Source organism: Oerskovia flava (assembly GCF_026163685.1).
GTDB lineage: Bacteria > Actinomycetota > Actinomycetes > Actinomycetales > Cellulomonadaceae > Oerskovia_A > Oerskovia_A flava.
On sequence record NZ_JAOXSR010000011.1, the window covers coordinates 1 to 12,237 of the forward strand.

A 12,237-nucleotide genomic window follows, 5' to 3' on the forward strand; every position below is an offset into this window, starting at 1 on the left:
GGTGGCGGCAAACCGTTGCCGGATTGCCGCCACCGCCCCGCCCACAGCGGCTCCCGGGTCCACGGGATCGTGGCTGTCGGCGGCTAGGCTCACGACGTGCACCTCAAGACGCTCACCCTGCGCGGCTTCAAGTCGTTCGCGTCGGCGACGACGCTGCGCTTCGAGCCCGGGGTCACGTGCGTCGTCGGCCCCAACGGCTCCGGGAAGTCCAACGTCGTCGACGCGCTCGCGTGGGTCATGGGGGAGCAGGGCGCCAAGACCCTGCGCGGCGGCAAGATGGAAGACGTCATCTTCGCGGGCACGACCGGCCGCCCGCCCCTCGGTCGCGCCGAGGTCGCCCTGACGATCGACAACTCCGACGGCGCCCTGCCGATCGAGTACTCCGAGGTCACGATCTCGCGCACCCTGTTCCGCAACGGCGGGTCCGAGTACGCGATCAACGGCTCCGGGTGCCGGCTGCTCGACATCCAGGACCTGCTGTCCGACTCCGGCCTCGGCCGCGAGATGCACGTGATCGTCGGGCAGGGCCAGCTCGACGCGGTGCTGCGCGCCACGCCCGAGGACCGCCGCGGCTTCATCGAGGAGGCCGCCGGCGTCCTCAAGCACCGCAAGCGCAAGGAGAAGGCGCTCCGCAAGCTCGACGCGATGCAGGCCAACCTCACGCGCCTGGCCGACCTCACCGCCGAGATCCGCCGCCAGCTCGGGCCGCTCGGCCGCCAGGCGGAGGTCGCCCGCAAGGCCCAGACGGTCCAGAGCGACCTGCGCGACGCCAAGGCGCGGCTCCTCGCCGACGACCTCGCCCAGCTCACCGCCACCCTCGCCCAGGAGCTCGCGGACGAGACCGCCCTGCGTACCGAGCAGGAGCAGGTGGAACGAGCACTCGCGGTGGCGCGCGCGGAGCTGGTGCGCCTGGAGACCGAGGCGGCGGCCGCGGCCCCGGCGCTCGGCGAGGCGAACGAGGTGTGGTTCCAGCTCTCGTCGCTGCGCGAGCGCCTGCGCGGGACGCAGTCCCTCGCGGCCGACCGCCAGCGCCTGCTCGGTCGGGCCGAGCCCGCGCCGCAGGGTCAGGACCCCGACGACCTCGAGGCGCAGGCGGACCGGGCACGGGCCGCCGAGCGGGAGCTCACCGCCGAGGTGGACCTCGCCCGGGCGGCGCTCGCCGAGGCCGTCGAGGCACGCTCCGCGGCCGAGGAGAGCGCGAGCTCTGCCGAGCGCCAGGTGGCGACGCTGCTGCGCGGTGCCGCGGACCGGCGTGAAGGGCTCGCGCGGCTCGCCGGACAGGTCTCGGCCCGGCGCAGCCGTGTCGAGGCGACGGAGGCCGAGATCGGGCGGCTGCGCGAGACGCTGACCGAGGCGGAACACCGCCAGCACGACGCCTCGACGCAGTTCGCCGCACTCGAGACCCAGGTCGTCGGGGTCGAGGAGGGCGAGGAGGGGCTCGACGCCGAGCACGAGCAGGCCGCCCACGACGTCGAGCAGACCGAGTCGGCGGTGGCCGGGCTCGTCGAGGAGGAGTCCGGCGCCGAGCGTGACCGCGCGACCTGGAGCGCGCGGATCGAGACCCTCCAGATGAGCCTCGAGCGCAAGGACGGTGCCGGTGCGCTGCTCGCCACCGAGGAGGTCCGGACCCTGGGCTCGCTCGCCGCGCTGCTGAGCATCGACACGGGGTACGAGGACGCGATCGCCGCCGCGCTCGGCCGTGGTGCCGACGCGGTGGCGGTCGAGAGCGTCGGGGCCGCCGTGGACGCGCTGCGCCGGCTGCGCACCGACGACGCCGGTCGCGCGAGCCTCCTCGTGGCGCTCGGGCCGACCCCGGAGGCCTCCGGAGCGGACCTGCCGTCCGGGGTGCCCGACGGCGCGGTGTGGGCCCTCGACGTCGTCACCGCCGCGGCGGTGGTCCAGGGGGCTGTGCACGGCCTGCTCGACGGTGTGCTCGTCGTGGACGACCTCGCCCAGGCGCGTGCCGCGCTCACGGCGCACCCCGCGCTCGTCGTCGTCACCCGCACCGGCGACCTGCTGGCAGCGGACCGGGCGTGGGGCGGGTCGGCCTCGGCGCCGAGCGTCCTGCACCTGCAGGCGGCGCTCGAGGAGGCGCGGGCGGCGCACGATGACGCCGTGGCGCGCGGCGAGCGGGCGCGGTTCGCGCTGGTGACGGCGCGTGAGGCCGCCACGGACGCGCGTGGCCGGTACGAGGCCACGCTGGAACGGCTGCACGAGTCCGACGCGGCCCTCGCCGCCGTCGCCGAGCAGCTGGGCCATCTCGGGTCCTCGGCCCGTTCGGCCGCGGCGGAGGCCGACCGCGCACGCGCCAGCCTCGACCGGGCGGCGGAGACGCTCGTCGCCGACCAGGAGGAGCTCGCGGGTCTGGCCGCGCGGCTCGAGCAGGCGCAGGCAGCGCCGGAGGAGACCGAGGACGCGATCGTCACGGCGACCGCCGAGCGCGACCGGCTCGCGCAGGAGGCGGCGGGCGCACGGGCGCGGGAGACGGAGTCGCGGCTGGCGCTGCGCACGAGCGAGGAGCGGGCCCGGGCTCTGTCCGGACGCGCGCAGTCGCTCGGCCGCGCGGCGGCCACCGAGCGCGCGGCGCGGGAGCGTGCCGCGGCCCGGGAGGCCCAGCGTGTGCGGGAGGCGGAGCGCGCTCGGTCGGTCCAGGAGGGCGCCGCTGCCGCGCTGCGCGTCCTCGAGGGGTCTCTCGCCCGGGCGGCGACCGCGCGGGAGGAGGCCGAGGCCGCACGGACCGAGCGGGAGACCCGGGTGGCGGCGGGCCGGTCCGGTGTCGACGAGCTGGCCGTGCGCCTGCGCGAGCTGACCGACGTCGCGCATCGCGACGAGGTCGCCCGGGCGCAGCAGCAGCTGCGCGTCGAGCAGCTGCAGGAACGCAGCGTCGAAGAGCTCGGCCTGGATCCCCAGGTGCTCGTCGAGGAGTTCGGTCCGCACCGCCCGGTGCCGACCGGCGCCCCCGCCGCCCCGGAGGGCGACGGCACGGACGGTAGCGCTGCGGAGGGCGGCGGCGCGGACGACGACCCGCCCTCGGTGCCCTACGTGCGCGCCGAGCAGGAGAAGCGCCTGCGCGAGGCCGAGCGGGCGCTCAACCGGCTCGGCCGGGTGAACCCGCTGGCGCTCGAGGAGTTCGCCGCGCTCGAGGAGCGGCACACCTTCCTGGCGACCCAGCTCGCGGACCTCAAGAAGTCGCGTACCGACCTGCTCGAGATCGTGCGGGACATCGACGAGCGGGTCGAGCAGGTGTTCACCGAGGCCTATCACGACACCGCCGAGCAGTTCGAGCAGGTCTTCGCCCGGATGTTCCCGGGCGGGGAGGGGCGGCTCGTGCTCACCGACCCGGACGACATGCTCACCACCGGCATCGAGGTGGAGGCGCGTCCGGCGGGCAAGAAGGTCAAGCGGCTGTCGCTGCTCTCCGGCGGCGAGCGCTCGCTGACGGCCGTCGCGCTGCTCGTCGCGATCTTCAAGGCGCGCCCGAGCCCGTTCTACGTGATGGACGAGGTCGAGGCTGCGCTCGACGACGTCAACCTCGGGCGCCTCCTCGAGATCTTCCGCGAGCTCCAGCGCGACTCCCAGCTCATCGTCATCACGCACCAGAAGCGCACCATGGAGATCGCCGACGCACTGTACGGGGTGACGATGCGGGGGGACGGCGTCACGACGGTCATCAGCCAGCGTCTGCGTGACGCGGAGCACGTTTCCTGACCTCCCAGGAACGCTGGAATTCCGCGCCTTGTGAAGATGTGGTGCGGATCGTTCGACGCGCCGTGTCCTGGTCTGCACGAGCGCGTGGTGACCGGATACTTGAGCCATGATCGGGATGTTCCTCTGGCTCGGTGTCGCCGTCGGCGCGGCACTTCTCGTGTTCCTCTTCGCGAGCGTGGTCAGCCGCATGGACTCCGGCGCCCAGGCACCGGAGAGGCTCGGGCTGCGCGGGTTCTGGACCGACTTCCGCTCGGGGCTGGGCGTGCACCGACGACGCTCGGACGCCACCGAGGCCGGCGCGCCGCAGGGGCGTGCTGCCCGCCGCCCCGTGGACACCGGCATCGACGAGCTGTTCGCGGCGACGGCGGTGAACCGGCCCGCCTACGTGGACGCCGAGGAGCTCACCGACATCCTCTTCCAGGCCCGTGACCGCGCCGTCCGCACGATCCACGTACCCGTCCGGGTCGCGCCCGCGGCCCTGTCCACCGTGCGCTCGGGCGCCGCCTCCGCCCGCTCCGGCGTGGGCGCACCCCGCTCACCCCGCCCGGCCGGTACGCCCGCGCCCACGTCGCGGCCAGTCCCGTTCCCGACGGACCACGACCGCCGCGGCGCGGTCCCGCAGCCCACGCGCCCCGCGCACGACGAGACCGCAGACGCCCGGGTCTGAGCACGATGCCTGACGGTCCGTCCGGAGCGTCCGGCCGCCCGGTCTGAGAGACTTCCTGCGTGAACGATCTCCTCCCGCTCTGGATCTCGCTGGCCGTCCTCGCTCTACTCGGACTCGTCCTCGTCGGGGTCCGTCGACGGCCGTCGCGCCGTGGTGACCGGCTCGACGAGCGCGAGGGTACCGACGCACCCACGACCGAGGCCCCGGAGCTCGGATCGGCGGGCGACCCGCTCGCGACCGGACCGGGCCCGCTCGCTGAGCCGGAGCTCGACGTGCCGGACTCCCCGGTCGCCGAGGCGCCCGTCGTCGAACGTCCGGAACCCGTCGGCGGGCGGCTGGCGCGCCTGCGTGACCGTCTCGCGCGCTCGGGCTCGCCGTTCGGCGCCCGCCTCCTGACCGTGCTGTCCCGCGACCACCTCACGGAGGACGACTGGGACGAGCTCGAGGAGACCCTGCTCCTGGCCGACGTCGGCGCGGGCCCGGCCGGCGAGCTCATCGAGTCGTTGCGGAAGAAGGTCCGGGTCCTCGGGGTCCGCGACGCGGCGAGCGTGCGCGACCTGCTGCGCTCGGAGCTCGTCGCGCTGGTCGATCCCGCGCTGGACCGGTCGCTCGCGACCACGGCGCACCTGGACGACGACGGCGCACGGGTGCCGGCGGTCGTGCTCGTGGTGGGTGTCAACGGCACAGGCAAGACGACGACCGTGGGCAAGCTCGCCCGGGTGCTGGTCGCGGAGGACCGGGACGTCGTGCTCGGCGCCGCCGACACGTTCCGCGCGGCGGCCGCCGACCAGTTGCAGACGTGGGGCGCGCGGGTGGGGGTGCCCACCGTGCGGGCCGACCGGGACGGCGCCGACCCCGCCGCCGTGGCGTACGACGCGGTCCGCCAGGGCCGGGCGTCGGGTGCGGACGTGGTGCTCGTGGACACCGCGGGCCGACTGCAGAACAAGGCCGGTCTGATGGACGAGCTGGGCAAGATCCGCCGGGTCATCTCCAAGGAGGCCCCGTTGTCGGAGGTGCTGCTCGTTCTGGACGCCACGACCGGGCAGAACGGGCTCAACCAGGCACGGGTCTTCGGTGAGGTGGCCGGCGTCACGGGCATCGTGCTCACGAAGCTCGACGGTACGGCCCGCGGCGGGATCGTGGTGGCGGTGCAGCGCGAGCTGGGCGTCCCGGTCAAGCTCATCGGCCTCGGGGAGGGACCGGACGACCTCGCGCCGTTCGACGCGGAGAGCTTCGTCGACGGGCTCCTCGGCGACTGAGGCGGGCCCCGCCGCACGCAGACGGGCGTCACGCGCTGATCGCAGGGTGATCACGGTCGGGTCACGATCCGGACGTCCTGACCGGCGCCGGAGCGCACGAAACACAACGTTTACATCCAGTGGTGCCTTGTCACCGCGACGTAACGAGACGACAGTCCGCAGGAAATCCTGCTCCTCGACTGTTGACCTCGACCGGCCGCCCGGCTGGCGAGGGGAGATCAACAATGGAGCTGGATACCGGAGTCACCGCGTGGATGCTGACATCAGCATCGCTCGTGCTCCTGATGACACCAGGGCTGGCGCTGTTCTACGGCGGCATGGTCCGGGGCAAGTCAGTGCTGAACATGATGATGATGTCGTTCGGCGCGATGGCCGTGGTCGGCGTCATCTATGTCCTGTGGGGCTGGTCGATGTCCTACGCCGACGGCAGCGTGGCAGGGCTCTTCGGCAACCCGTTCGAGCAGTTCGGCCTGGCCGGGACGATCTACGACGACGCGGGTGAGTTCGTGCTCAGCGACGGCCTGCCGGTCATCGTGGACGTCGGCTTCCAGGCGACCTTCGCCATCATCACCGTGGCGCTCATCTCCGGTGCCCTCGCCGAGCGCGTGAAGTTCAGCACCTGGCTCGTCTTCTCCGGCCTGTGGGTGACCCTCAGCTACTTCCCGATGGCGCACATGGTCTGGGGCGGTGGCCTGCTGTCCGACGACGGACCGTTCGCCTCGATCGCCGACCCCATCGACTTCGCCGGTGGCACGGTCGTGCACATCAACGCCGGTGTCGCGGCGCTGGTCCTCGCGATCATCGTGGGCAAGCGCAAGGGCTTCGGCAAGGAGCCCATGCGGCCGCACAACCTCCCGTTCGTCATGCTCGGTGCCGCGCTCCTGTGGTTCGGCTGGTTCGGCTTCAACGCGGGCTCCGCGTACGGCGCGGACGGTGCCGCGGGCCTCGCCTGGGTCAACACGACGACGGCCACGGCCGCCGCGATCATCGGCTGGCTCATCACGGAGAAGATCCGCGACGGGCACGCCACCTCGCTCGGTGCCGCGTCCGGTGTGGTCGCCGGCCTGGTCGCCATCACCCCGGCCGCGGGTGACGTCTCGCCGCTCGGAGCCATCGCGGTGGGCATCATCGCCGGCGCGCTCAGCGCCCTGGCGGTCGGCCTCAAGTACCGCTTCGGCTACGACGACTCGCTCGACGTCGTCGGCGTCCACCTCGTCGCCGGCCTCTGGGGAACGGTCGCACTCGGCTTCCTCGCCACGGGCTCGGGCCTGTTCTACGGTGGGGGCGTCAACCAGCTCATCGTCCAGGTGCTCATCGCTCTGGTCGCGATCGCCATCTCCGCCGTCGTCACCGCCGTCCTCGGCCTTCTCCTCAAGGCCACCATGGGCTGGCGGGTCAGCGAGGACGCAGAGGTCAACAGCATCGACCTCGCGGTCCACGGTGAGACGGCCTACGAGAACATCGCCCAGGGAACCGTCGTCAAGGAGGTCCGAGCATGAAGCTCGTCACGGGAATCATCCAGCCCCACCGTCTCGACGACGTGAAGTCGGCGCTCGAGGCAGCAGGTGTCCGCGGTATGACGGTCAGCGAGGCCAGCGGCTACGGCCGGCAGAAGGGCCACACCGAGGTCTACCGCGGCGCCGAGTACACGGTCGACCTCGTCCCCAAGGTCCGCATCGAGGTCCTCGTGGACGACGCGGACGCCGGTGCGGTGACCGAGGTCGTCATCAAGGCGGCGCAGACCGGCAAGATCGGTGACGGCAAGGTCTGGACGGTCCCTGTCGACGACGTCGCGCGGGTGCGTACGGGCGAGCACGGCCCGGGCGCGCTGTAGGCAGGGGCAGTCCGGACACATGACTGACGAACCGTTGCCAGGGGGCAGCGGCGAGCAGCACGGCGAGGTCCCGCACCCCGGTGGGGTGCGGGACCTCCGCACGCAGATGCTCGCTCTGGCCCGGAACCTCAGTGGACCCGGCCGCTCCGGCGTGGCCCGCCGCGCAGCGCTGAGCGATCTCGTCACCGAGGCGCTCACCACACTCTGGAAGGACGCGACCGAGGGGGCCGACGTCGAGGGGATGGCGCTCGCTGCCGTCGGCAGCCTCGGACGCGGCGACCTCGGGCCGGCGAGCGACCTCGACCTCGTGCTCGTGCACGACGGCCGATCCCGCTCGGCGCAGGAGATCACGCAGGTCGCCGAACGGCTCTGGTACCCGCTGTGGGACTCCGGCGTCGACCTCGACCACTCGGTGCGCTCGTTGTCCCAGTGCCGGCAGGTGGCGTCCAAGGACGTCCCCGCTGCGGTGGGGTGGCTCGACGTGCGGGCCATCGCGGGTGACGCGGTCGTGGTGCACCGCGCCTCGTCCGCCGTGCTCACCGACTGGCGTTCGGCGTCCCGGCGCCGGTTGCCCGAGCTGCTCTCTTCGACGCGTGAGCGGGCCGAGCGCGCGGGCGAGCTCGCGTACCTCATCGAGCCCGACCTCAAGGAGGCACGTGGCGGCATCCGCGACGCCGTGGTCCTCTCGGCGCTTGCCGCGACCTGGCTGACCGACCGGCCGCACGGCCCGGTGGACCGCGCGTACACGCACCTGCTCGACGTGCGGGACGCAGTCCAGGTCGTCACGGGCCGGCACTCGAACCGGCTCGTCCTGGCCGATCTCGACGAGGTCGCGGAGATGACCGGGTACGACGACCCGGACGAGCTCCTGGCCAGCCTCGCGGAGGCCGGTCGGGCGATCTCCTACGCGCTCGACACGACCGTGCGCCGGGCCCGGCAGGCGCTCCAGCGCCCAGGGGTCGCCCGCCGACCGGTCATCGTGCGTGGACGACGGGCGGCGCCGCGACTGCGCTCGGTGGGAGACGGCCTCGTCGAGCACGACGGCGAGCTCGTCCTCGCGGTCGACGCCCACCCCGAGCACGACCCGCTCCTGTCGCTGCGCGCGGCCGCGACGGCGGCGCGCACGGGGCTGACGCTCTCCCCGGTGTCCGTCACGAGCCTCGCGCACTGCCCGCCGCTGCCGGAGCCGTGGCCGAAGCCGGCCCGGGCCGCGCTGCTGAGCCTGCTGGGCTCGGGCAACGCCCAGATCGCGATCTGGGAGGCGCTCGACCTCGCGGGCGTCGTGACGACGTGGATCCCCGAGTGGGCAGGTGTGCGCAACCGGCCGCAGCGTGCGGCGATCCACCGGCACACCGTGGACCGGCACCTCGTGGAGGTCACCGCCCGGGCAGCGCGCGCGCGCAAGGACGTGGCGCGCGGTGACCTGCTGCTGCTCTCGGCGATCCTGCACGACATCGGCAAGCGGCGAGGTGCCGTGGACCACTCGGTCGAGGGGGCGCGGCTGGTCCCGGAGATCCTCGGGCGGATGGGGTTCGACGCAGGAGTGGTCGACGACGTCACGCTCCTCGTCCGCCACCACCTCACGCTCTCGCGCCTCGCCGTCTCGGGGGACCACGACGACCCGGCGACGGTCGCCGAGCTCCTCGCAGCCGTCGACGGCAGGCGAGACCTGCTCGAGGTGCTGCGCGCGCTCACGGAGGCCGACGCGTCGTCGTTGGGACCCACGGGCTGGACGGCGTGGCGGGCGCGGCTCGTCGACGACCTGGTGCAGCTGGCGTCGAGGACCCTGCCGCCGGTGCCTCGCACGGTCGGCGCACCCTGACCGGTAGGCTGGGGCCTCTCCCGGAGTACGCCGAGAGGCCCCAGAACCCCGAGCGATAAGGATGACGCGGTGTTCAGCACGCTGTCTGACCGACTCACATCGACCTTCAAGAACCTGCGCAGCAAGGGTCGGCTGTCCGAGGCGGACATCGACGCGACGATCCGCGAGATCCGCCGTGCCCTGCTCGACGCCGACGTCGCCGTGCCGGTGGTGCGGGAGTTCACCGGCACCGTGCGCGAGCGCTCGCTGTCCGCCGAGGTCTCCGGGTCGCTGAACCCGGCCCAGCAGGTCGTCAAGATCGTCAACGAGGAGCTCGTCGCCATCCTCGGCGGCGAGAGCCGCGGGCTGCGGTTCGCCAAGAACCCGCCGACGGTCATCATGCTCGCCGGCCTCCAGGGTGCGGGCAAGACGACCCTGGCCGGCAAGCTCGCGCTGTCCCTGCGCGAGCAGGGCCACACGCCGCTCCTCGTCGCGGCGGACCTCCAGCGTCCGAACGCGGTCAACCAGCTGAGCGTCGTGGGGGAGCGTGCCGGCGTCCCGGTCTACGCCCCGCACCCCGGTGTCGCCGAGGGTGCCCCGGCCGACGTCCTGGTCGGAGACCCCGTGCAGGTGGCGCGCGACGGCGTGCAGACCGCCCGCCAGCGTCAGCACGACGTGGTGATCATCGACACCGCGGGACGCCTCGGTGTCGACGCCGAGCTCATGCGGCAGGCGGCCGACATCCGCGACGCCGTCCAGCCCGACGAGATCCTCTTCGTCATCGACGCGATGATCGGTCAGGACGCGGTGACGACCGCGAAGGCCTTCGAGGACGGGGTGAACTTCACCGGCGTCGTGCTCTCGAAGCTCGACGGCGACGCCCGCGGCGGCGCCGCGCTGTCCGTGGCTCGTGTCACCGGTCGCCCGATCCTCTTCGCCTCGACCGGTGAGAAGCTCACGGACTTCGAGGCGTTCCACCCCGACCGGATGGCGTCACGCATCCTCGACATGGGTGACGTGCTCACGCTCATCGAGCAGGCCGAGAAGGCGTTCGACGCCGAGCAGGCCGAGCAGATGGCGCAGAAGGTCGCCAGCGGCCAGGATTTCACGCTCGCGGACTTCCTCGTCCAGATGCAGCAGATGAAGAACATGGGCTCCATGAAGAAGATGCTCGGCATGCTGCCGGGCATGGGGCAGATGCGCGAGGCCCTGGAGAACTTCGACGAGCGCGAGGTCGACCGCATCGAGGCGATCATCCGCTCGATGACGCCCGCCGAGCGCGAGAACCCGAAGATCATCAACGGCTCGCGCCGCGCGCGGATCGCCCGTGGTTCGGGTGTGCGCACGAGCGACGTCAACCAGCTGCTCGAGCGGTTCGCCGGTGCGCAGAAGATGATGCGGCAGATGGGTCGCGGCGGCGGTATGCCAGGTATGCCGGGCATGCCGGGGATGGGTGGGCTGCCCGGCGGTATGGGCGGCAAGAAGTCCCGCGGGCGGAGCCAAGCCCCCCAGCGCCGGTCCAAGGGCAAGTCTGGGAACCCCGCGAAGCGCGCGGCCCAGGAGCGGGCCGCCGCCGACCGGACTGCCGCCGGGCCCGCCATGAGCGAGCCGGGCTCCGCGTTCGGAGCCGGCGCGCGGGGTGGGCAGGAGCCCGCACCGGACGCCGCCGACCTGCAGATCCCCCCGGGTCTGGAGAAGTTCCTCGGGCGCTAGGAGCGTCCCGCGCCTCCTGAGCGTCGCTGACCCGTCGTCCCACGAACCTGGAGCCCCATGTCCGCGTCGGAAGGCCCCACCCTGCACGTCCACGGCCGCGTCCTGCTCGGGGACGACCGTGAGGTCGGTGACATCTGGGTCAAGGACGGCCGGGTCAGCCTGACGCGCCCGTCCGCGCAGGGGACCAACATGATGACCCTCGAGGGCTGGGTCCTGCCCGGCCTCGTCGACGTGCACTGCCACATCGGACTGGGGGCGGACGGCGGTGTGGACGCGGCGACCGCGCAGGCGCAGGCCGTGGCCGACCGCGACGCCGGGGTCCTGCTCGTCCGTGACGCGGGGTCTCCCGTCGACACCGGATGGGTCCACCGGCGCCCGGACCTGCCGCGGCTCGTGCGCGCCGGCCGTCACCTGGCGCGCCCCAAGCGGTACCTGCGCGGCTACGGGCTCGAGCTGGAGGACGTCCACGACCTGCCCGGGGCGGTCCGCCGCGAGGCACGAGCCGGTGACGGCTGGGTCAAGATCGTCGGCGACTGGATCGACCGGAGCCTCGGCGACGAGGGCGACCTGCGCCCGCTGTGGCCCGACGACGTGCTCGCCGAGGCGGTCGCGGTCGCGCACGCCGAGGCAGCCCGCGTGACGGTGCACGCCTTCTCGGACGAGGTCATCCCCTCGCTCCTGGCGGCGGGCGTCGACTGCATCGAGCACGGCACCGGGATCCACCCCGACCTCATGTACGAGATCTCCGAGCGAGGTGTCGCGGTCACGCCGACCCTCCTGCAGATCGGGGAGTTCGAGCGCATCGCCGCCCGCGCGGACGGTCGATACCCGCGCTTCGCCGCGCGGATGCGTGCCTTGCACGCACGCCGGTACGAGCAGGCCCGCCAGCTCTTCGAGGCCGGCATCCAGGTGCTCGTCGGCACGGACGCGGGCGGCACGATCGGGCACGGACGGATCGCGGACGAGTGCGCCGAGCTCGTGGCGGCCGGGATCCCCGCTGCCGACGTCGTCGCGGCCGCCAGCTGGCAGGCCCGGGAGTACCTCGGGTACGCCGCGCTCGTCGAGGGGTCCTCGGCCGACTTCGTGGTCTACCCGTCGGACCCCCGGGCCGACGTCGGTGTGCTGCGCGCCCCGACGGCGGTCGTGCTGCGAGGTCAGGTCGTCGCACCCGCGCGCTGAGCCCTTCGCGCGCGTGGAGGTGCCGGGCGGAGCAGGCGGGTGGAGCTGCCGCTTGGAGTCACCGCCCGGCGTCTGG

The 12,237-nt window shown here is 73.3% G+C and carries 8 protein-coding genes; all 8 read left to right on the top strand.

From position 1 onward, the window contains the following. Positions 1-96 precede the first annotated feature (96 nt). The gene (gene smc / locus OHL10_RS15980; protein WP_265523229.1) at positions 97-3,708 is read left to right on the top strand and encodes a chromosome segregation protein SMC; all 3,612 of its coding nucleotides are present in this window, start codon (positions 97-99) and stop codon (positions 3,706-3,708) included. Between the two features lie 106 nt (positions 3,709-3,814). Beyond that, complete coding sequence (locus OHL10_RS15985) at positions 3,815-4,375, top strand: hypothetical protein (RefSeq protein ID WP_265523230.1); 561 nt, start codon at positions 3,815-3,817, stop codon at positions 4,373-4,375. 59 nt (positions 4,376-4,434) lie between these two features. Then, positions 4,435-5,634: a signal recognition particle-docking protein FtsY gene (gene ftsY, locus OHL10_RS15990; RefSeq protein ID WP_265523231.1), complete on the top strand. Its 1,200-nt coding sequence runs from the start codon at positions 4,435-4,437 to the stop codon at positions 5,632-5,634. Positions 5,635-5,858: 224 nt separating this feature from the next. Next, entirely contained in the window at positions 5,859-7,133 is a 1,275-nt protein-coding gene (locus tag OHL10_RS15995) for an ammonium transporter (RefSeq protein WP_265523232.1), read from the top strand. Next, positions 7,130-7,468 (top strand): P-II family nitrogen regulator, encoded by a 339-nt coding sequence (locus OHL10_RS16000; protein WP_265523233.1) that lies wholly within the window; start codon positions 7,130-7,132, stop codon positions 7,466-7,468. Before OHL10_RS15995 ends, OHL10_RS16000 begins: the two co-directional genes overlap by 4 nt. Before the next feature lie 19 nt (positions 7,469-7,487). Next, positions 7,488-9,290, top strand: a complete 1,803-nt coding sequence (locus tag OHL10_RS16005; protein ID WP_265523234.1) for a [protein-PII] uridylyltransferase — start codon at positions 7,488-7,490, stop codon at positions 9,288-9,290. Positions 9,291-9,359: 69 nt separating this feature from the next. Further along, positions 9,360-10,982, top strand: coding sequence for a signal recognition particle protein (gene ffh, locus OHL10_RS16010; protein WP_265523235.1), 1,623 nt, complete (start codon positions 9,360-9,362; stop codon positions 10,980-10,982). A gap of 57 nt (positions 10,983-11,039) precedes the next feature. Continuing rightward, the gene (locus OHL10_RS16015) at positions 11,040-12,161 is read left to right on the top strand and encodes an amidohydrolase family protein (protein ID WP_265523236.1); all 1,122 of its coding nucleotides are present in this window, start codon (positions 11,040-11,042) and stop codon (positions 12,159-12,161) included. The last annotated feature ends 76 nt before the right edge of the window (positions 12,162-12,237 follow it).

Bases quoted from the DNA above. Each gene is read 5' to 3' on its own strand.
- OHL10_RS16005 (WP_265523234.1), top strand. From the start codon at position 7,488: ATGACTGACGAACCGTTGCCAGGGGGCAGCGGCGAGCAGCACGGCGAG.
- OHL10_RS15985 (WP_265523230.1), top strand. From the start codon at position 3,815: ATGATCGGGATGTTCCTCTGGCTCGGTGTCGCCGTCGGCGCGGCACTT.
- OHL10_RS16015 (WP_265523236.1), top strand. From the start codon at position 11,040: ATGTCCGCGTCGGAAGGCCCCACCCTGCACGTCCACGGCCGCGTCCTG.
- OHL10_RS15995 (WP_265523232.1), top strand. From the start codon at position 5,859: ATGGAGCTGGATACCGGAGTCACCGCGTGGATGCTGACATCAGCATCG.
- OHL10_RS16000 (WP_265523233.1), top strand. From the start codon at position 7,130: ATGAAGCTCGTCACGGGAATCATCCAGCCCCACCGTCTCGACGACGTG.